The sequence below is a fragment of the Nostoc sp. genome (assembly GCF_036916655.1).
Classification (GTDB): domain Bacteria; phylum Cyanobacteriota; class Cyanobacteriia; order Cyanobacteriales; family Nostocaceae; genus Nostoc.
This window is the reverse complement of record NZ_JBALFY010000099.1, coordinates 1-21,781: the sequence shown is the minus strand read 5'-3', so window position 1 is coordinate 21,781 and position 21,781 is coordinate 1. Positions and strand designations below refer to the sequence as shown.

Here is a 21,781-nt window from a genome sequence, read left to right as displayed (position 1 = left end):
GAATCCGTGACTCTGCTCTCATAAATTCAGTGGGAGATGAGGGAACTGGGGAAGATGAAGGAGAATAGTAAATGACTAATGACTTCTGAGGTTCAATGATGGTTATAACAAGAACGACAGCGATCGCTAGCGGAAAATTCGTCTAGACGCAAAGTTGATTGTCGTCAAAAATCGGAGAGAGTTGTTTCAGATAGCTTGATTTCAGCAACACAGGTATTAGTCATGTATCAAACAGATCCACCCCGTCCGCCACAAGAAACAATGCCTACGATGTATGATTTACCCAGTGAATTAGTGGGGGAATCAGGTTTGCCAGATGAATTTCACCGAATTCAGGCAGATTTTCTCAGTGAGACTTGTCAGCCTCTTGCTTATCCATCTGAGGAAATTTTGCTTGCTAGCGACTTAAATCTTTACTACGATCCCCGCCATCCTTTGTGGTACAAGCGTCCTGATTGGTATATGGTTTTAGGATTACCTAGTGCTAGCCAACAGCAAGACCTACGCTTAAGTTACGTTATTTGGCAGGAAGGAATTGATCCATTTTTAGTAGTTGAATTACTTTCACCTGGTACAGAACAAGAAGACTTAGGAAAAACACTGCGCGAAGTAAACCGACCCCCAACAAAGTGGGAAGTATATGAACAGATTTTACGGGTTCCCTACTACGTTATCTACGATCGCTATGAAAATCATTTACGTGCCTTTCAACTCAATGGCACTCGCTACGAAGCAATATCTTTACCAGAGAACCGCTTTTTTTTGGCAGAGTTAGAGTTAGGATTGGGTCTTTGGCAAGGTAGTTATCAGGAGACAACAGGTTTGTGGTTGCGTTGGTATAATTCTGCGGGTTGGGTGCCGACTCGAAGAGAAGAAGCTGAACAAGAACGCCAACGGGCCGAACAGGAACATCAACGGGCTGAACAGGAACGCCAACGGGCTGATAGACTAGCAGAGTATTTGCGATCGCAGGGAATTGATCCAGATAACTTGAGTTAAGTAATAAAACATTACTCAATATTTCGATTTTATTATAGGGGAAAAGTATGATAGTATTCTCCTTTGAGAAACAGAAATCATACTTAATGCCTTTGATAAAAAAGTGCTGTTTACAAAAACAGATTACATTATAGCGGCAACCTCAAAAGTGCAATTTTAATTATGAATATATATAATAAATATAAAAAAATATATATAGCTTTATTGTATACATTTGTTTGTCTTATAGGAGTTTTTGTTTTATTTTACCCTACTTTACTAAGTAACTTTGCTCTGATGCAAACTGATCCTGGAGATACTAGGCTAAATAATTACTTTTTAGAGCATACTTTTAAAGTAATAAATGACAAGAAATACATTGGAGAGTTATGGTCTCCACCATTTTTCTATCCTGAGAAAAATGTTCTTGCTTTTTCTGATAATTTATTTGGATCTGCACCTATTTATTTTCTATTCAGATATTTATTTTCATCAGATATATCATTTCAATTATGGATGATTAGTGTATGTGTTTTTTGCTTTTTCAGCTTTGCACTTTTACTACGCTATTACAATGTAAGTCATATTATTACTTTGCTAGTGGCTTTTCTATTCGCCTTTGGTTTACTTAGGAGTTATCAGATTTTTCACCAGCAGCTTCTACCGCAGTTTTTTACTCCACTAGCATTTTTAAATGCATGGATTTTTTTTGATAGACCAAATAACCAGCGATTAAACTTGTTATTTTTATTCAGCTACTTGCAATTACTAGCAGGTATATATCTTGGTTGGTTTTTAGTATTTAGTTTAATAATATTCTTTATTATTGGATACCTGCTAAATCATAATGCATTTACAGGATTTATGACCTATTGTAGTTACAATTATAGTAAGATTACTACTATTATTATTTTTTGGCTAATTTTAACGTATGTAACTTTCATGCCTTACATAAATGCCAACAAAGAATTTGGTGGTCGTACATGGCAAGAAGTGTATGTAGGAACACCTAAATTTTCTTCTTGGTTATCTGTTCCGCAAGAAAATTTTTGGTCTCCTTTACTTACTTGGGCTTCTAAAGACTCAGTAACAGTAACAGAACCAAATATGTTTCCGGGGTTTGTAGTTTTTTTGTTAATGTCTATATGCTTATATACTTTAACTTTCAAGCAAAATTTACTAGAACCTGAAAAATTAGTGTTAGTAAAGATTTGCTTACTTGTATTTTTAACAATTTTTCTTCTATCAACCCGATTATCTTCAGAATTTTCACTTTGGAAAATTATTTATCATGTTATACCCGGTGCTTCCATAATTAGAGCCGTTACCAGAATATCTACAACAGCTTACTTTTATATTCTACTTGCAGGTGCAGTATCTCTTGATTGCCTATTAAAATCTAGGATGATAAAAAAAACAATACACTCAATTATTTTAAGTGCATTGTTTCTTTTATCTATCATCGAACAGCCTCTCCTTGGGCTAAGTGGTTACGATAAATCTTTATATGCCCAAGAAATTAGTGAAATAAAAGAACTAATGAACAAAGACTGTAAAGTTGCGTATGTCTTTTTAGATCCTTCATTAGATCCGAAAGTATCCTCAAATGTCACTAACTTATCCGCTATGTGGGCTGCAATAGAAACTAACATACCCGTAATTAATGGCTATTCAGGAAATGCTCCCCGTCTTTATGGTGATACTGCTAAAAGTAAAACTGCTAGTGAAGTCTTGAAATGGTTAAGTGACAATGGTAAATCCAATGGCCGTGTTTGTTTAATATCTCGCAAAGAAATAGAAAATCCATTTAGTCTTAGTTCAAAAGATTTGTTGACAAAAACTGTTAGTTCATCAAGAAAATTTAATTCTTTTAATATTCAACTAGACTAGATATAAATCAAAAATAACATTATTCAAATATTTTATAAAGGGTATAAAGGCGAATTTAAAAATGAAAGTTTCTGTAATTATTCCATGCTATAACGAACGTGAAACAATTTTTCAAGTCGTCCAAACAGTTAAGGGATCTCCTATCAAAAATCTAGAAATAATTATTGTTGATGACTGCTCAATAGATGGTACAAGAGAAATACTCCAATCTAAATTAGAGTTAGAAGTTGACAGAGTAATTTATCATCGAAAAAATCAAGGTAAAGGTGCTGCTTTGCGTAGTGGCTTTACAGTAGCAACTGGTGATATCGTAATTGTTCAAGACGCTGATTTAGAATACGATCCACAAGAATATCCTTTAATGATTGAACCCATTTTGGCATGCAAGGCAGATGTAGTTTTTGGTTCTCGCTTTCAAGGTGGTAAACCCCATAGAGTCGTCTACTATTGGCATCGAGTTGGCAACGGATTCTTAACGATGTTATCTAATATGTTTACTAACATTAATCTTACAGATATGGAAACATGCTATAAGGCATTTTCTAGAGAAGTGATTCAATCTATCAAAATAGAAGAAAATCGCTTTGGATTTGAACCAGAAATTACAGCTAAAGTCGCAAAAATGGGATGTCGCATTTATGAGGTAGGTATATCTTATTATGGTCGGACATATAAAGAAGGTAAAAAGATAAATTGGAAAGATGGAGTTAGAGCTATTTATTGTATTATAAAATACAATTTATTCCGCTCAAAATGATTTCTCATACTTGCTCAATCGCTATTTAAATATAAATAAATATTAAGGAGTATTAATACTTTCACTTGAAATCAGTTTATTAATTACTAATGAAAAATTATGATAAAAAACTGAAATGAGTGAAAACAAATTTTTTTGGGTAAGCTGATTCCCAAAAAAGCACTCTAATAGTATATAATTCGCGAATAACTTGCCTGTGGCGTTTGCTGATGTTTGTAATGATACTTTGGTTTAAACATAATTCAACTAGGTTGGAAGCACGACGCTACTGGGAATTGTTACACGTCTTGGTATCGCGTAATCTCAAAGTACGCTATCGGGGGTCTTTTTTAGGAGTCTATTGGTCACTATTGAACCCATTGATTATGACAGGGTTATACTCTGCAATTTTTGGCACAACGTTTGCTTCATATTATGGAAACTCAATCCTCAACTATATTTTGGCTGCGTTTACAGCCTTAGTAGTTATCAATTTTTTCTCAGCATCCACATCCCAAGCTTTAAGTAGCGTTGTAGCAAATGGGTCATTGTTGAATAAGATTCAACTACCTATAAGTATTTTTCCAGTGTCAATGGTTGCGGCAAACTTATTTCAGTTTGCTGTTGGTGTGTTTCCGTTACTGACGGTAATGACTTTGGTTAATTCTAAAAGCCTATTGAATATATTAGCACTATTTTTTCCATGTCTGGCGCTGGTTTTAGTTTCCACTGGGGTAGGTTTTTTAGTAAGCGCTTTATATGTGTTTTTTAGAGATTTACCTTACTTCTATGAGTTAGTTGTATTTGTGTTGTGGATTACCAGTCCTGTATTTTACCCAGCAGCTATTGTTCCAACACAAGTCAAACCTATTTTAAAATTGAATCCGTTATCGCCGATAATTGAAAGCCTACGTCAGATTTCTTTATCCGGCACTTTACCCGATTTGAGTCTAATTTGGGGTGCATTACTCAGTGGCATTATCATATTCTCGCTGGGATGGGTTTGTTTTCAATTGTGGCGACATCAATTTATGGATTTGCTCTAAATGGAAGTAATTCGTCTAGATAAAGTTTCTCTTTTGCGACGTACACAAGAAGAGTTTTCTTACGATCTTAAAAAAACTTTCTTATCAATTTTGGAAGGAAAATATCGTAAGCCTGTAAAAAAATTAGTACTAGATCAAATTGATTTAAATATCAATTCTGGTGAGAAAATAGGAATTATTGGAGCAAATGGTTCTGGGAAGTCAACACTATTAAAAATTATTTGTGGTATCCTTCAACCAACTAGCGGTTTGGTGCGAGTTCGCGGAAAAATTGCACCCCTACTTGAACTAGGTGCAGGGTTTGATTTAGAAATTTCAGTCATGGACAATATTTTGCTCTATGGTGTGTTACTAGGGTTTTCTAGAGCAGAAATGAAAGGAAGAGTGCATTCAATTTTACAGTTCGCAGAGTTGGAAGATTATTCATTCATTCCAGTCAAAGCTTTATCTTCAGGCATGGTAGCACGTTTGGGATTTGCGATCGCAACGGATACTCAACCAGATATCCTAATTCTGGACGAAGTGCTATCAGTAGGTGACGAGAGTTTTAAGAATAAGAGTCAGCAACGGATAGAAAAATTTTGGAATGAAAATACAACAATTCTAGTTGTGTCTCATGATTTAAATTTTGTACAAAAAACTTGTCATCAAGCAGTATGGTTAGATAAGGGTCAAATTAAATTTACTGGAAGTGCAGATAAAGTTGTAGAATACTATCTTCAAACAGTCAATATACCAAGAGAGACTTAACAAAACCAATATTCAATTAATTAACAAAAACTGAATTTTTTATATATTATTAATTGATAATTTTTTTAAATTTAAAAGTTTTATTTTTCAGTGGTTACAACTATGTATAATACTTGCAATACTATGAGATTAAGTACTATGTCTCCTTCAAGAATACAACTAAAAGATCAGTTGACAACCAGTGAATATTTTATAGAGCTTATAACGATGGCTTACTCTTCTCCAGAAGGGAATGCATTACTTCAACTAATAAAAACTGAAAATATATTTGGTTGGGGTACTGACAGAGAATGTTTACTTCAATATGCCCTTGGTAGGTGGGGCTCTCAGACTGGGGTAATAGTCGAAATTGGTAGTTTTAAAGGACGTTCCACTATATGTTTTGCTAAAGGTGTAAAAGATGGAAACCGAGAATGTGTTGTAGCAATTGATCCACATACTGGTGCTCCTCCTTGGTTTCCTGCAATTCCCTCTGCATTCACATTGAAGGAATTTGAAGAAAACTTAAATGTGGCTGATGTTAAATCCAATGTAATGACTTTTGTCACTGATAGTTTTCAAGCAGCACGAATTTGGCCTGCATTATCAATACGAGTACTTTTTTTAGATGGAGATCATTCTTATGAAGGATTATTAGCAGATTATGAGCAATGGATAGAAAAATTAGTGGTAGGAGGTGTGTTACTGATAGACGATGTTGACGACCCTATCCACCTTCCAGGTATCATCCGCTTCATTGAAACAGTTATTACTCATGAGGGTTTCTCTGACATCACTATCATTGACGGTATACTTGTAGCTATTAAAAAAGATATTGGAGTCATAGGACATTTGAATCACCTTCAAGAGTGTTTAAAAGATGATTCAAATTATACTGCTTTATGGAATGAGCGTCATAAGCTTGAAATAGCCTTAGAGAGATTCTATGTAAATAAATCTGCACTAACTGAACTATCAAATAATCATAGCAATGGCAATCCTATTGATTCTGTAAATCCAACAAACTTCTTATCCCCTTCAGAGCGTGAATTAATTAGTAACTTTTATATTTATAATAGAAGTCTTGCTGTGACAGCATTAACAATTTCACAGGACACTAGCGAAAGCCTAGCTATCTTCAGAGATGCTACGAAATCTGTTCATGGTGGAAAAGTTCAAGAAATCAGGCTCTATGAACAGAATTGGATAAGTCAAATTGAAGAGACTGCTCAATCTTGGCAATCACTACCAATTAGGCTTCTTTATCTAGACTTACCTGACTATAATGCTTTAGATCAAATTTTAAATATGTGGAAGATTAAACTAGCAAAATATGCTGTTATATTAGTGCATAATAATTATGGGTATCACATACCTAAAATCATGCACGAATTGCAGTTATTTCCTTTTCAGGGAATGGGTTATCTAGAAAATATTTATTGGACAATCTCAATGGTGTCCAATGAAGAGAAAATGCTTGAACTTCAATATGAAAACTATAAATTTAAAGATGAAATAAGCCAATTAAATAAAACACATTCTGAGTTAAAGGATGAAATATTAGCGATGAAAACATCTAAATTCTGGAAAATTAGAGAAAAATGGTTTTATTTTAAAGAATTTTTTTCATCTTGATTAATTTCTAGTAATACCAGTTTTTTATGAAGATGCACATAATAAGTCCCCCCAACACATCGGTGGACGGCGTAGCCGGGGGGTAAATATATGCAGCTTCACAAAGAAACGGTATAAAGCTTGATAACATCATGAAATAGAATAGTTACTAATAGTCTAAATAATTCAGAGAAATGTCTACAAATAAAGAGAATGCTAGAGCTTTAGTTTTTAGTTTATTACCACTTAAAAAAACAGGAGGAGGTGAAAATTACACTTTAAACTGTGCTATTTCTATATCTGCTTCAGGAATAGAATGCGATTTAGTATCTCCATGTGAGAGAGAGTTTGTTTATGATCGTTCATTAGGAAGATTTTACAGACAATTTAATATAACGACAATAATCGGAGGCAATATATCTTATGAAAAACAAGAAAGCTTCCGGGAAATTTTAAGTAAAGTAGCTTACTATGATACTGTATGTATTCATCAGTACTTAGGGAATATCTCAATTTATGACCTGATACTGTTAACTCATAGTGAACAGTACGTTATTTTTACAAATCTTGGCTTTGAGGAAAATGCGATTGATTTTTGGATTAGGTATAATCATCTTCCAAATCATTTCTTTATAGAAATTTCTAAATATTCTGCTGATAGATTTAAAAAATATACTAATAATATAAGCTATGTCTACGCTGGTGCTTGGAAGAAGCAATTAGAAAAAATATCAACAATAAGATTTACTGAAAAAAATAAAAATAAATTTGTATCAGTAGGTAGGATTTTACCTCATAAAGCCTTTGAAGTAGCAATTGATGCTGTGGGTAAAAATGAAAATTTAGTGTTGGTAGGACCTTATAGTGAGAATGATTACTATAAAAAATATTTGAATACAAAATCTTCTGGCAAAAATGTTTACCTAACTGGTGAGATATTGTCATCTGAGAGAGATAGTATTATAGCCAGTTCTATTGCTTTAATTGCTAATTCAACTTCAATAACATATCAAAGTCAAAAATTTGAGAATAGTGAACTTTTGGGCTTAGTCATAATTGAAGCTTTGTTAAATAATACTTTACCTATTACTTCTAGCCAACCGGCTTTAAAAGAAGTTATGGGTGTAATAAATCTAAAAGATTTTGTTTATACAGAAAGAGATTCCAAATCTTTAAGAAAGATACTAAAGTCTGTGATTTCTTTATCTGAAGCAGAATATATTAAGTTCATTGAGCAGGCAATAAAAATTGTAGAAGATAAATTTTTATGGGATAATTACTGGTTACGTGTAGAAGATGAAATTGCTCAAGTCCAGTATTGCAGTGTAAAAAGGTAAGTAGCAAAATTATGAAAATATTGTTCATATCAAACATATTTCCTCCTCATGTTAGAGGTGGATACGAACTGGGATGTCTAGATTTAGCCGAAAAATATCAAGATTTAGGACATTCTGTTCTGGTTGCAACTTCAGAAAATACTGTCCAAATATGTAAATATCCAGAACCTAAGCACATTGATGTTAGAAGAATATTCAATCCAGTTAGATATTATGAAGACTTGTATGATTATCATTTTCAAAATAACTCCATATACTTCTATGACAAGGTAATGGCTTTTGGTGGATATATTGAGTCTAATTGTATAGCTTTGAAAAGATTAATTGAATTGGAAAATCCTGATCTAGTATGGATATTTAATCCATTAGGAATAGGGCCTATAGGTATACTTGATACAGTTATTTCTTGTAAGACTAAGACTGTAATTCATTTAATGGAACACATTGATGGTGTTGTACAAGAATATACTAGATTAGTGAGTTTAACAGGGAAATGGCAGTATTTAAAGACAAAAATGACAGCCATTTCATGCTCAAAAAAAATATACGAATCAAATAGTTTGTTAGGAAAATATAATATTAATAAAGTTGTTTATAATTGGATTAATTTTAATAAGTTTTTCAACCAGGACTATTCTACTTATTCTTATGAACATGAGAGATTTGTAGATAATGAGGAGAAGGAAATCTCAAAAAATAAAAATATCTTCAGAATAACTTATTTTGGTCAAATAGCAGAGAAAAAAGGAATATTGTTTCTTTATGATTTAGCTAAATTTATATCTAAATCACCTTATAAAGATAAAATTACTATTGAATTGTTTGGTAGAGGCGAGATCAAGTTCATGGATGCACTTGAAAAAAATATTATCAAAGACGATTTGTCTAAAATATTTATTCTAAAAGGCTTTTTGAATAAAGAATATCTTTTAGAAAAAATATCTTATTACGATCTTGCCATATTTTTACTTAGTGATGATGAACCGTTTGGATATGCTTTGATTGAAGCAATGCTTAAAGGCGTTACAGTTATGGCTACCGAAAAAACTGGAAGTTGCGAACTTTTTCAAGATCAATATGACACGATTTTCATAAAAGATAGAAAAGATATAAAAGAGATTTATCATAAAATTGTTTGGTGTTTAGAAAATCCATCAAAGTTAGAAGAAATCAGAGCAAATGCCATAACAACAATAAAACAAAATTGTGACCTAGACACTGTTACAATACTTGCCTTCAATGAAATTATAGAAATCCTTCCTATAAACTTAGGTTATTCATTTGAATATGTGTTGTCAAATTGTGAAATTTTGAGATATCCCTATTTTGATTTAAATATAAATCCTAATCTCAAAGGTGCTAGATACAAATTTATAGATAAAGTAGTCAGCTATTTATATAACTTACCTCTAATTGGTAAGTATTTACAGGAATTCGTAAATAATATTGTGCAAAGCTATAGAACAAATCGTTAATAAATACTCTCAAAACTATGACCATAGCGATATTAAACAAACTGAAGTTTTCTAACATTCCATAATAATTAGTTTGATTATAATGAACTAATGAACTACTGTTTATTAATAATAATATTCCTCTCCTCAATAACCTGAAGAGGATAATTTATGATAGATTTTAAGTTTTAAAAACTATTCAAAGTCTAAACTCTAATAGCGAATGACTAAAAAAGCACTAATCACGGGATTAACGGGACAAGACGGATCTTATCTCGCAGAACTGCTAGTAACTCAAGGCTACCAAGTATTTGGTCTAGTCCGTCGCTCCAGTAGCAGCAACTTAGAACGGATTACACATCTTTCAGGTAACATTGAAATTCTATCAGGAGACCTCTTAGATCAATCTTCCTTAATGGATGTAATTGCAGAATCACAACCTGATGAAATATATAATCTTGCATCTCAAAGTTATGTTCCTCTATCTTGGACACAGCCAGCTCTTACTGCTGAATATACGGCTCTTGGTGTCTCGCGCCTTCTAGAATCTATCCGTCGCTGTAAACCTGATGCCAGATTTTACCAAGCATCCAGTAGTGAAGTATTTGGTCAACCTGATGAATCTCCACAAAACGAACGTACTGCCTTCCGTCCGCGTAATCCCTACGGCATTGCTAAAGCTTATGCCCACTGGATGACGGTAAACTATCGGCAAAAATACAAAATTTATACGTGCTGTGGTATCACTTATACCCACGAATCACCCCGTCGTGGTACAGAGTTTGTCTTTCGCAAAATTACACATGCAGCCGCCCAAATAAAACTAGGTCTAGCAAATGAACTCACATTAGGAAACTTAGACGCTCGGCGTGATTGGTGCTATGCCAAAGATGCTGTTTATGCTATGTGGCTAATGCTACAGCAAGATGAAGCAAACGACTATATTATTGCCAGTGGTGAAACTCATTCTGTCAAAGAACTAGTTGAATGTGCTTTCAATTGCGTTGGTCTTAACTGGCAAGATTATGTCTCAGTTGATCCTGAATTTTATCGGCCCGATGAGCCAGTACAATTGATTGGTTGTATTGATAAAATTAAGACTGGCATTGGTTGGCAGCCTCAGTATTCATTCAAGGAACTAGTAGAGCTAATGGTTGATTACGATCTGAAAAAATTGAGCAACAGCGTAAACTCAAAGCCCTAATGCTAAAAATTGTTATTGATGCAACCCCAATAACTCCAAAACCAAGTGGAGTAGGATTTTATATTATAAATCTAATATCTTCACTTGAGGCTTTACAAAAACAAAATAACTTTGATTTAGGGATAGTTTATCAACCACGTCTTAACAACTGGTTAGCTGGTAACTTCAATTTTCCTGATAGCCTTAAACATTATTCTCAAAGACATTTACTGCCGTTACCAGTGAGAATATCTGATTTATTGTTAGCTATCTCTTTTAATCCTAGCTTATCTTACTTTGATAAATATTTTGGGTTTCCAGATATATTACATGGGACTAATTATTCTGTTTATCCTTGTAATAATACTTTAAAGGTTATGAATATATACGATCTAACTTTTTTTAAATATCCCAAATATGCAGACTCGGTTGCAAAAACATACTTTAAAAGAGTTAAGCGATGTTTAGAATGGACAGATTTAATTATAACAATTTCACAAAGTTCTAAAGCAGATATTATTGAATATTTACAAGTAGACCCCAAAAGAGTTTATGTGACTCCTCTAGCAAGTCGCTACTATCCTGATTACTTGTCTGCACAAACTACTGAGGAGCTAGCAAAACAAGTTAACTATGATTTTTCTCAACCATATTTACTTTTTGTTAGTACAATAGAACCAAGAAAAAATATTAATACAATAATTTCGGCATTTAATTTTTTAAAACAGCAATATAAAATTCCCCACCAATTAATATTGATTGGGAAGAAAGGATGGAGTTACGAACCAGTATTTGCAGCTATTGAGAATTCCCCTTGGGTAAATCAAATTCATCATCTTAATTACCTATCTGATGAATTAGTCGCATTATTTTACTCAAAAGCTGATGTATTTGTATATCCATCTTACTATGAAGGGTTTGGCTTACCTGTATTGGAAGCAATGACTCTAGGTGCTGCTGTGATCAGTTCAAATACTTCCTCTATTCCAGAGATTACAGGAGATGCAGCTATTTTAGTTGACCCTAATAATCCTATCCAACTCGCAGAGGCTATACTGAAAGTCATCAGTGATTCCCAATTACGCCAAGAATTAATTAATAAGGGGAAAGCAAAAGCCAAATTATTTTCCTGGGAAAGAACGGCACGAGAAACATTAAACGCTTATGAAACTATTATTTAATGAAAATAGAAAATAATGCTTCCACGAATCAATTAATCATTAATTTATCTATTCTCTTATCTCAACCAACTGGTATAGGAAATTATATTCAAAATCTTATTCCTTATCTACAATCTTTTCAACCCACTCTATTAGTAGCGCGAAAATATCCCGATTTTGACTGCTATCCAATTCCCTCAAGCTTAACCCCAGAACACGGTACAAAAGGTCATTTTAACCGTTTACTCTGGACACAATTTCAACTACCACAAATCTATAAAAATCTTAAATCTAGCCTTTTATTCTCCCCTATCCCAGAAGCACCCCTTTATAGCGACTGTCGCTTTGTTATCACATCTTTTGATATGATTCCGTTGCGTTTTCCCAAACGCTTTTCACCACTTACACCCTACCACTACTATTACACTCCTCAAGTCCTTAAGCAAGCACAACACATCATTTGCATCTCGCAAACTACGGCTCAGGATATCACCAACTTTTACGGAATTTCGGCTAACAAAATTACCCCCATTCCCCTTGCCTACGATCGCACTCACTTCCGCCCTCTCAACCTCCCCACCAGCAATTACTTTCTCTACATTGGCCGCCAAGATCCATACAAAAATATCCAGCGACTCATTAGTGCTTTTGCGGCATTACCTAACTGCAAAGACTACGAACTATGGTTAGTAGGGCCAATTGATTTGCGCTACACTCCTACTTTAGAAACGCAAGTTGCAGAATTGGGTGTAGCTAATCAGGTAAAGTTTCTTGACTATGCTCCCTACAGCGAATTACCAAAAATCATCAATCAAGCGATCGCTTTGGTTTTCCCCAGTCTGTGGGAGGGTTTTGGTTTACCCGTCCTCGAAGCAATGGCTTGTGGTACTCCTGTCATTACCTCCAATCTCTCCTCATTACCTGAAGTGGCTGGCGATGCGGCGATTCTGATCGATCCCTACAACACCGGAGAAATTACAGAGGCGATGCAGGCTGTTGCAACTGATTCGGTACTGCGATCGCGCCTTTCTGACCAAGGTATCACTCACTCTCAACAATTCAGTTGGGAAAAAACAGGAAAAGCAACCGCCAAAGTCTTATCCCGTTACCTATAAACTAACGTCAGAATTTAAATGCAAGGATTTGGGATTCTGTCAAGTTTTTAGATTATCTTGACTAATGACTTGATAATTAATCCTAAATCCTGATGAAAGCACTAATTCTTTCTGGCGGTAAAGGTACACGCTTACGTCCCCTCACTTACAGCGGGGCAAAACAACTTGTACCAGTTGCTAACAAACCTGTTTTATGGTATGGCATTGAAGAAATGGTCGCGGCTGGTATTACTGATATTGGCATCATCATCAGTCCAGAAACCGGGGCAGAAGTCCAAGGGAAAACCGGAAATGGAGAAAACTTTGGAGCGAACATCACCTACATTATACAAGACCAGCCACTTGGACTTGCTCACGCCGTCCAAGTCGCCCGTCCTTTTTTAGGTAATTCTGCCTTTGTCATGTACTTGGGTGATAACCTGATTCAACTAGGTGAGTTACGTTACTTTCTCCAACAATTTAGTCAACAACAGCCAGATGCTTTGATTCTCTTGCGTTCGGTTGAAAATCCTAGCGCCTTTGGTGTGGCTCAGGTGGATGAAACAGGACGGGTACTACAGTTAATTGAAAAACCCAAAGTTCCTCCTTCAAATTTGGCATTGGTAGGGGTTTATTTCTTTTCTCATCTCATCTTTGATGCGATCGCCAATATCCAACCTTCCACCAGAGGCGAACTAGAAATTACTGATGCCATTCAATACCTCATTAATCAGGAAAAGCAGGTTTTAGCCTATAATCTGCAAGGTTGGTGGCTAGATACTGGTAAAAAAGATGACTTACTAGAAGCTAACCGATTAATTCTCGACACTTATCTGACAGTATCAGTTGCGGGCGAAGTCGATACCCAAAGTCAGATTATTGGACGAGTGCAAATCGGTGCAAAATCCAAAGTAATTAATTGCACAATTCGGGGGCCCGTAGTCGTTGGCAGCAATTGTCATTTAGAAAACTGCTTTATTGGCCCTTACAGTAGTATTGCTAACAATGTCACCCTCATTGATACCGATTTAGAACACAGTGTGATTTTAGAAGGTGCTAAAATTGCCGGAATCCATCAGCGTATTATTGATAGTGTCATTGGACAAAGGGCACAATTGAGTCTTGCACCCCGTCGCCCCAAAGCCTTGCGATTTATGATTGGCGATGATTGTCAAATTGAACTAACCTGATTTACTTGTTACAAATAGGACAAGCCAGCGTCCAAATTGGAACACAGTGCTTGTAAAATATGAATGCAAAATTCATCTAACAATCAGAACACTGCGGCACATACTATTAATAATATTAATGAGCATTGTACATACCAAGATTCCTGAAGTTCTGCAAATTGAACCCCAAGTATTTGCAGACGATCGCGGTTTATTTTTTGAAGCTTACAACCACCAAAAATTTGCTCAAGAGATAGGGATTGTTACGAACTTCGTCCAAGATAACCACTCTTGCTCAAAACAAAACGTCTTACGTGGATTGCACTATCAAATCCAACAACCCCAAGGGAAACTCATTCGGGTTGTTTCTGGTACTATTTTTGACGTAGCTGTAGACATTAGAAAAAGCTCGGGTACTTTTGGTAAGTGGGTAGGTTCTGAACTCAGTGCTGAGAACAAGCGCCTATTGTGGATACCACCAGGTTTTGCTCACGGCTTCCTTGTGCTTTCAGAAGTAGCTGAAGTTCTCTACAAAACTACAGATTATTACGCGCCCCAAGGCGATCGCACAATTCTATGGAACGATCCAGATTTAGGGATAGATTGGCCCTTAAATGCGCCACCGATTTTGTCAGCTAAAGACCAAGCCGGCAAACCTTTAAGAACTGCTGAAATATTTGATTAAGTAGTCATTGGTCATTGGTAATTGGATTTTGTTACAGACTCCTCCTCTTGCAATGCCCTCAGTTTACTTTTATGGTGAGCAGAAAAACTTTGTCTTTCATCGGAATAATTCAAACCACGTTAAAGAGTGGTCGTAGATTCTCTTGGACTAATGACTATGAGTAAATCAATTCTGTTGATTGGTAGCAATGGTCAAGTGGGTAAGGAACTGCAAAAAATCCTCACATCTCACAGCAATGTTATCTCAGTAGCGCGCCCAACAGTAGACCTTGCCCAACCCGATACTCTCCGCAAAGTTATTAGATCAAAGCAGCCGCAAATCATCATTAACGCCGCTGCTTATACTGCTGTAGACAAAGCTGAAAGTGAAACCGAACTTGCTACCGCTATTAATGGTATTGCACCCCTAATTATTGCCGAAGAAAGCCAAAAATTAGGAGCTTTTCTAATTCATATTTCGACTGATTACGTTTTTGATGGTAATGGATGTAGCCCTTATCAGGAAGCTGATGCGACTAATCCTTTGAGTATCTACGGTAAAACCAAACTCGCTGGAGAAGAAGCTATTCGGGAAACTTGCACCCATCACCTTATCCTCCGTACTGCTTGGGTTTATGGAAACTTTGGCAAAAGTAACTTTGTCAAAACCATGCTGCGACTAGGTGCAGAACGTCAAGAAATCCGTGTTGTGGCCGATCAAATTGGTAGCCCGACTTGGGCGCAAGATATAGCCGCAGTTATCGCCCAGATAATTCCCCAGTTAACTCCAGAAATTAGCGGCACTTATCACTACACTAATAGCGGCGTTGCTAGCTGGTATGATTTTGCCGTCGCCATTTTTGAAGAAGCCCAACAGCTAGGCTTCCCTTTGAAAGTTGAAAGCATTGTCCCCATTACAACCGCCGAATATCCCACACCAGCCCGTCGCCCTGCTTATTCCGTCCTTGCTTGTGGAAAAATTTCCGCACTTCTAGGGACTTATCCCCCTCATTGGCGGCAAAGACTCCGACAAATGCTTGCAGAATAGGGAATAGGGAATAGGGAATAGTTATTTTCCTTCTCCCCCTTGTCCCCCTCATCTCCCCAGTCCCTATCCCCTTTTTAATACTCCCGTCTCTCGTTGTATGGGCAAAACATCTAAAATATCAGTTTGGGAACAATATTTTAAATCATCTAGACAGTCAAGGCGTAACAATCTTTGACCGTGACTAGCTTGGTGAAGTAATCCTAATAAGTTATCTTGCCATTGAGAGTAAAGAGCGATCGCACTAATTACTTCATCATTCCCAGCGAGTTCTTCAGGTGACAACTTGGTTTGCTGCAAAATACTATGAGCGATCGCACCTGCACAAACTGTATCCTCTAAAGAAAAACTACCTTCCCAACCAGAACCGACAATCCACACTGTTTCTGGTTGCTTATCTAAGAGAAATTGCACCACCGCCGCCCGGTTAATCAAGGCTGCTGCTAAAACATTTGGGGAGTCTTGTACCCGTTGTAAGGCACGAGTGCCATTTGTGGTACTGATAAACAAACGCCGCCCTTCTACCAATTCTGGTGTGCAGTCGAGGGGAGAGTTACCCAACTCAAAGCCAGCAACTTTTGCGCCGCCGCGTTCTCCAGCCCGCAGACGTTTTTCAGGGGGCCATTTTTCGCTAACTTCAATTAACCGATCTAAATCGCTGAATACTTGTACAGCTTCGCCTCCAGATGCCAAGACAGTCGCTATTGTGCTAGTGGCTCGCAAGACATCGACTGCGATCGCACATTCTGGCGCTTTATCCGTTGGAGTCAATTCAGGAGTGTGGTATACGAATAACTTCACGGGCTGGATACACCTGTTTTAATACTACTGCCGCAAATAACATTTTACCTAGTTGGTGTCACTAACTATAGTCATAACTGTTCCCAAAACATTTTTTACCATCAAAATACAAAATGTATCTCATTCAATACATAGATTGGAGCAGGGACAATACGGTTCGGTTAACAAAGTTATCTGTTGAGGCGAGCAGGGGGAGAAGAGAAGCAGGGGAAGAGAAATTGCTTAATAACCTCTTGCCTCCTCGGCCTCCCCTACCTCTTTTCAATCCCTAATCAATATTCAAAAAGCCCCTTTTTATGCTTTTAGACTTTCAGACTGCTGCACTATCTTGTAATCTAAAACAAGAACAGACCTTCTAAAAGGGGAAAATTTACAGATTTAAGGTTACAACCCAAAGAGACAGATATCCATTCATTTCCCATTCCCCAGTACAGACGCAATTAATCGCGTCTCTCCCACTCCCCACTCTCCATTGAAATTGCTATGGCACCTTTACCCGACTACCGCCCTAAACAACTATCTTTAGGCCCGTTGGAAGCGGAAATTTTAAATATCATTTGGGAACTTGGTTCAGCCACAGTCAAGGATGTACACGATCGCATCCTCGCCGATCCCAACCGCGAATTAGCGTATACTTCTGTCACCACAGTTTTACGTCGCCTTACTGATAAAGGTTGGCTAGCCTGCGACAAGAAAGAGCGAGCATTCTATTGGCGGCCAATGCTGAGTAAGCAGCAATCAGATGTGATCAAAGCTCACGAACAGTTACAGCGATTTTTAGCGGTGGGGAACCCCGATGTTGTTGCTGCCTTTGCTGATAGTTTAGATGAAGCAGCTAGTGAGCAAATAGCAGCGATCGCCAAACGTATTCAATCTGCACGCCAAGCCAGGGAGGAACAATGATGCATCTGATAATGATTTTGAATGCTTTGGCAGTTGCCTGGTGGTTAAGATCCGCTTGGAATCAACCCCAAGGCAATTGGAGTGTGCGGTGGCAGCGATCGCTATTTTTGTTCCTCTTCCCGCCCTTGCTAATTTTCATGACTGCGATCGCCGTCCTGTTCATGGGGCCTCAAGGGCAAATGGGTGGAATGTATACAGGCTCAATTAGCTATTTACTAGCATTAATTTATTTGGCATTTTTTGCTATTTCATGCATTAAACTTGCCTTCCAGGGTTGGCAGTCTGTAGAATCTGCCCGTAACTGTCCCTTAGTGAATGTTGGCGATAGACGAGCCAGACTGCTGCAAACGAGCGCGTTGTTTGCAGGTCAAATCGGTTTTTGGCAACCAGAACTAGTAATTAGCCAAGGATTAGTCCAAACTCTCTCACCTGCTCATTTAGAAAGCGTCTTAGCCCATGAGCAAGGACATCACTATTACAGGGATACATTCTGGTTTTTTTGGCTGGGTTGGGTGCGTTCCTGTACTGCATGGTTGCCGAATACAGAGCCTTTGTGGGAAGAATTGTTAGCTTTGCGCGAACTCCGTGCTGACGGTTATGCAGCATTGCAGGTAGACCCTCTGGTGTTAGCGGAATCACTTTTATTAGTAGTTAGTAGCGGCCCAGTCTTATCAGAAATTTGCTGTGCTGCATTAGGTTCCTCTGGTGCAGATCGCTTAGAACAAAGAGTAGAAGCTTTATTAGCACCACCAGAACCAACCCCAGAAGCTCAATTGCAATCCTGGCATGGCTTTCTGTTGGCATTCCTGCCTTTACTGACTGTGATATTTCACACTTAAGTTGAATTGAAAAAGCGATTTTAATAAAAAATGTAGAGACGTAGCAGTGCTACGTCTCTATTTAATTTTTGTAAGTCGATGCATTAGTACAGTGCTGGCTTATTCTTCTAGCAACTGTTCTATATATTTTTGCACCAAAGGCACTTGAAAAGCATTGCCTTCTTGAGTCAAAATTTCTTTTCGCGTTAGTTTGCGGACAACGCTTTTGTCTTGCTGTGTGGGAGTTTCCCCATAGATTATCCAGCGCAGAAGAGAGTGATCGCCTGTAATTCATCTTTACGACCGACAAACAGCCTGGGATCTTCAATCATCCCCGCAGCCACAAAAGGATTGGCAGGCAGCGCTCCAGAAGTCATGTAAAGCCCTATCCTAGTTTCAGCATTTTAAGTGCAATCACCTAAAGGAATACCATTAGCCCCATTATCTCTTTGTAGCTCGCAAAAACGTTTGTAGAAACGGCTATTTATCGCGTCTCTTGCCTTAAGCGAATTTATTTGGCAAATACGCCAATACTGTTAAAAGTGCAAAACAGACCGTTAATGCGATCGCAGTCTTTCTTGAAATTCCAACACTTGTTTAGGACAAGCACTAAAAGACCCCTAATTCAGAAACGTCATAGCCGAGTCAAGCGACCATAAATCTCTGATTGATAATCTAAAATCCAAAATCCATAAACTCCCCAGGCTGGATTCGAACCAGCGACCAATCGATTAACAGTCGATCGCTCTACCACTGAGCTACTGAGGATCACTCACGATTTATAATCTTAGGGCTAAAAATAGAATTTAGCAAGTACTTTCGATAATATTTTTTTTATATGCTTAATTTATAGAAATTTTGCAGCCAAAACCCATTCAGGAACTTAAGCAGAGAGTGTTAGATACTATAATCCCATTCGTAATTCAGCCAGACGTTGCCGCGCCTTAGCATCAATGGCATTAGCTAAAAACCTACTCTTAGATTGCTTGCGCGTGTGATACTTTTGTCGCATCCGGCAAACAGTGGTTTCCACTTCCCCGCAAAGTTGTTGTGCAGACAACCATTCAGCCCCATACCCTTGAATCATCAGCTGTTGTGCCCGATCTGATGTAGCAACAATCACACGAGAAATCAAAGATTGAGCTATTTGCTGCCGAAAAGAAGCACAGGATTTTTCAATATAAGTATCTGCTGTTTGCCCAAAATCAGTGTAATAAACAGACAAAAGCTCAGTAATAATTTCTTTATTACTAGAGCAATTCTGATATTGGGCATCAAAAACTATCTGAGTTGTGTAACCTTGAAACGCGCTATAACCAGTCATAGCTTCCACAAGTTCGCCCCGTGCGGCCTCTAATCCAACGCTATCACGCGTTTTTTTAAGGCAAGGCCAAGCACCTATGATATTGTAGCCGTCCACTAACAAAACGGCTTGGAGTAAGGAACGGGGCATGGTTTTTAATCACAATTTTCTAGAGTTAACAAAATTCATTCATAAGATTTATAATAATTGATCAATTGTGTGTAACACTATGCTACATAGAATAAAAAATACGGCAGCCTCACAAAACTCAAGCCTAAGATAGACGCACCAACTTAAAACGCGCCTTTTAAACAAAGGCGCGTTAAAGTTCTTTTTTAGTAGTATTCAGAAGTGCAGTTAACGAATAGCGAGGGTTGAGCCAGTGCAATGAATTTTACTTATTTACTCAGCACTCATTACTCATTACTCCTAACTCATTACTCAGCACTCAATTAGGAGGCTTCGCTGTCTACCTCCATTAGACGTTCTTTGAGGCGTTGGGGTTCACCCCTATCTACCAGAGAGCCTTTTTCTAGCAAGAAAGCGCCGTCACAGTAATTTAACTCGTCTAATCGATGTGTCACCCACAGGGCTGTAATACCTCGACTTTTGACAAGGCGGCGGACACCAGCAACTAAATCTAACTGGCTATCTGGATCTAGTAAGGCAGTGGGTTCATCTAATAATAGAACTTCACAGCGACGGGCGATTGCACCAGCGATGGCGACTCGCTGTTTCTGTCCCCCAGAGAGTGCATAAATAGGGCGTCGTTGCAGGGTAAGCAAATTAACCGCCCCCAGCGCCTCCTCAACCCTGGCTCTAGTAGCAGCAGGTGGCAACTTTTCTTCCACCAATCCAAAAGCCACATCAGCACCAACCGTTGGCATTACCAGTTGATGATCTGGATTTTGGAAGACAAAACCAACGGGGTGCAAAACCCGAATTTCGCCAGATTCAGGAGCTAATAACCCCGCCAGTAGTCTCAGTAACGTTGATTTTCCGCTGCCATTTGTACCCAAGAGCATCCAAAACTCACCCTTGGGCACTTCTAAAGAGCAAGATTTGATCACTTTCTCTCCATTAGGCCAACTGAAATTTAAATCCTTGACTTCAATGCCAACTTGAGACATTTGTCAACCTTAGTTACTCAGCAGCTACAGCAAAAAAGCCAGGTGGTCTGCCACCACCAGGGGTTGTACCATCTTTCTGAACAATCTGCACCCCAGAAATTTCACTAGCGCGGACAGCAATTTTTTTCTCTGTCTTGCCCTCGCACTTGAGTTCTACAATGTCAGGGTTCCCAGAACGGATTGCTGCCAAAATTAGCTGATAGACAGCCTCAGCATCCTCTGCTGACTTACGTTGTACCGAAATAGGGAAAGCAGTGTTTCTGATGCTTAAATCGATGGTAAACATTTAGCAATAATCAAATTTAACTGTGGACTCATTTTAGCGTCAGCTGAGTGATTCTAGGGAAATGGGGGTTGGAAGAGGCAGAGGGGCAGGGTGCAAGGGGGAGAATTCAAATTACCTTTTTCCCCTCTTGCTGCCCTGCTTTATCTACCTCATCTGAATCAAAAATTAATTTTTATTACAAATACCCTAGAAAAATTAGCGATTTACACCTAATATGATTAAAGGTGTGTAAAAAATTGTAAACTTGGTTAACAACCCAGTTAACTTTCTGCTTATAGAGGGCTTTTGTATAGCCATCTATAATACAGATACAACCTGTACTTATAAACATTTGGAGATTTGCTCTAATGACCATCGCAGTTGGACGTGCCCCCAGTAGAGGGTGGTTTGACGTTCTCGACGACTGGCTCAAGCGCGATCGCTTCGTATTCGTAGGTTGGTC

The 21,781-nt window shown here is 37.7% G+C and carries 20 protein-coding genes and 1 tRNA gene; 16 read left to right on the top strand and 5 right to left on the bottom strand.

The features are described from left to right. Window positions 1-222 precede the first annotated feature (222 nt). The 14 genes from V7L31_RS26215 (at window position 223) to rfbD (ending at window position 16,101) form a co-directional block, all read left to right on the top strand. The gene (locus V7L31_RS26215) at window positions 223-999 is read left to right on the top strand and encodes a Uma2 family endonuclease (protein ID WP_334698976.1); all 777 of its coding nucleotides are present in this window, start codon (window positions 223-225) and stop codon (window positions 997-999) included. 162 nt (window positions 1,000-1,161) lie between these two features. Further along, a complete protein-coding gene (locus V7L31_RS26210) occupies window positions 1,162-2,868 on the top strand; it encodes a hypothetical protein (RefSeq protein ID WP_334698975.1) in 1,707 nt (568 codons plus the stop codon). A 61-nt stretch (window positions 2,869-2,929) separates the two neighbouring features. Next, window positions 2,930-3,625, top strand: a complete 696-nt coding sequence (locus tag V7L31_RS26205; RefSeq protein WP_334698974.1) for a glycosyltransferase family 2 protein — start codon at window positions 2,930-2,932, stop codon at window positions 3,623-3,625. Window positions 3,626-3,843: 218 nt separating this feature from the next. Further along, complete coding sequence (locus V7L31_RS26200; RefSeq protein ID WP_334698973.1) at window positions 3,844-4,650, top strand: ABC transporter permease; 807 nt, start codon at window positions 3,844-3,846, stop codon at window positions 4,648-4,650. Then, window positions 4,651-5,400 carry an ABC transporter ATP-binding protein gene (locus tag V7L31_RS26195; RefSeq protein WP_334698972.1) on the top strand — a complete coding sequence of 250 codons (750 nt, stop codon included), beginning with the start codon at window positions 4,651-4,653 and terminating at the stop codon, window positions 5,398-5,400. A gap of 138 nt (window positions 5,401-5,538) precedes the next feature. Continuing rightward, the gene (locus tag V7L31_RS26190; protein WP_334698971.1) at window positions 5,539-7,014 is read left to right on the top strand and encodes a class I SAM-dependent methyltransferase; all 1,476 of its coding nucleotides are present in this window, start codon (window positions 5,539-5,541) and stop codon (window positions 7,012-7,014) included. A 173-nt stretch (window positions 7,015-7,187) separates the two neighbouring features. After that, a complete protein-coding gene (locus tag V7L31_RS26185) occupies window positions 7,188-8,330 on the top strand; it encodes a glycosyltransferase (RefSeq protein ID WP_334698970.1) in 1,143 nt (380 codons plus the stop codon). 11 nt (window positions 8,331-8,341) lie between these two features. After that, entirely contained in the window at window positions 8,342-9,805 is a 1,464-nt protein-coding gene (locus V7L31_RS26180; protein WP_334698969.1) for a glycosyltransferase family 4 protein, read from the top strand. Between the two features lie 202 nt (window positions 9,806-10,007). Further along, window positions 10,008-10,988: a GDP-mannose 4,6-dehydratase gene (locus tag V7L31_RS26175; protein ID WP_334698968.1), complete on the top strand. Its 981-nt coding sequence runs from the start codon at window positions 10,008-10,010 to the stop codon at window positions 10,986-10,988. Continuing rightward, entirely contained in the window at window positions 10,988-12,148 is a 1,161-nt protein-coding gene (locus V7L31_RS26170; protein WP_334698967.1) for a glycosyltransferase family 4 protein, read from the top strand. The genes V7L31_RS26175 and V7L31_RS26170 overlap by 1 nt, the downstream gene beginning before the upstream one ends. Beyond that, window positions 12,148-13,242 carry a glycosyltransferase family 4 protein gene (locus V7L31_RS26165; RefSeq protein ID WP_334698966.1) on the top strand — a complete coding sequence of 365 codons (1,095 nt, stop codon included), beginning with the start codon at window positions 12,148-12,150 and terminating at the stop codon, window positions 13,240-13,242. The genes V7L31_RS26170 and V7L31_RS26165 overlap by 1 nt, the downstream gene beginning before the upstream one ends. Before the next feature lie 92 nt (window positions 13,243-13,334). Further along, window positions 13,335-14,411, top strand: coding sequence for a glucose-1-phosphate thymidylyltransferase (locus V7L31_RS26160; RefSeq protein ID WP_334698965.1), 1,077 nt, complete (start codon window positions 13,335-13,337; stop codon window positions 14,409-14,411). 118 nt (window positions 14,412-14,529) lie between these two features. Beyond that, window positions 14,530-15,075, top strand: a complete 546-nt coding sequence (rfbC, locus tag V7L31_RS26155) for a dTDP-4-dehydrorhamnose 3,5-epimerase (RefSeq protein ID WP_334698964.1) — start codon at window positions 14,530-14,532, stop codon at window positions 15,073-15,075. A 156-nt stretch (window positions 15,076-15,231) separates the two neighbouring features. After that, the gene (rfbD, locus tag V7L31_RS26150) at window positions 15,232-16,101 is read left to right on the top strand and encodes a dTDP-4-dehydrorhamnose reductase (RefSeq protein WP_334698963.1); all 870 of its coding nucleotides are present in this window, start codon (window positions 15,232-15,234) and stop codon (window positions 16,099-16,101) included. A gap of 63 nt (window positions 16,102-16,164) precedes the next feature. On the opposite strand, the gene V7L31_RS26145 is transcribed toward rfbD, so the two are convergent. Beyond that, entirely contained in the window at window positions 16,165-16,899 is a 735-nt protein-coding gene (locus V7L31_RS26145) for a 2-phosphosulfolactate phosphatase family protein (RefSeq protein WP_334698962.1), read from the bottom strand. 483 nt (window positions 16,900-17,382) lie between these two features. Here V7L31_RS26145 and V7L31_RS26140 point away from each other — a divergent pair, with 483 nt between their 5' ends. Continuing rightward, a complete protein-coding gene (locus V7L31_RS26140; protein WP_099102645.1) occupies window positions 17,383-17,802 on the top strand; it encodes a BlaI/MecI/CopY family transcriptional regulator in 420 nt (139 codons plus the stop codon). After that, on the top strand, window positions 17,802-18,641 hold the full coding sequence (locus tag V7L31_RS26135) for a M56 family metallopeptidase (protein ID WP_334699081.1): 840 nt from the start codon (window positions 17,802-17,804) through the stop codon (window positions 18,639-18,641). Before V7L31_RS26140 ends, V7L31_RS26135 begins: the two co-directional genes overlap by 1 nt. A 675-nt stretch (window positions 18,642-19,316) precedes the next feature. Here the strand turns inward: V7L31_RS26135 and V7L31_RS26130 are convergent. The 4 genes from V7L31_RS26130 to V7L31_RS26115 all read right to left on the bottom strand — a co-directional run bounded on the left by V7L31_RS26130 (window position 19,317) and on the right by V7L31_RS26115 (window position 21,339). Next, window positions 19,317-19,388 (bottom strand) — tRNA-Asn (locus V7L31_RS26130). Between the two features lie 136 nt (window positions 19,389-19,524). Beyond that, the gene (locus V7L31_RS26125; RefSeq protein WP_334698961.1) at window positions 19,525-20,073 is read right to left on the bottom strand and encodes an NYN domain-containing protein; all 549 of its coding nucleotides are present in this window, start codon (window positions 20,071-20,073) and stop codon (window positions 19,525-19,527) included. 302 nt (window positions 20,074-20,375) lie between these two features. After that, window positions 20,376-21,053, bottom strand: coding sequence for an energy-coupling factor ABC transporter ATP-binding protein (locus V7L31_RS26120; protein ID WP_334698960.1), 678 nt, complete (start codon window positions 21,051-21,053; stop codon window positions 20,376-20,378). A 13-nt stretch (window positions 21,054-21,066) separates the two neighbouring features. Continuing rightward, entirely contained in the window at window positions 21,067-21,339 is a 273-nt protein-coding gene (locus V7L31_RS26115; RefSeq protein ID WP_012410874.1) for a hypothetical protein, read from the bottom strand. Window positions 21,340-21,781: the final 442 nt, after the last annotated feature.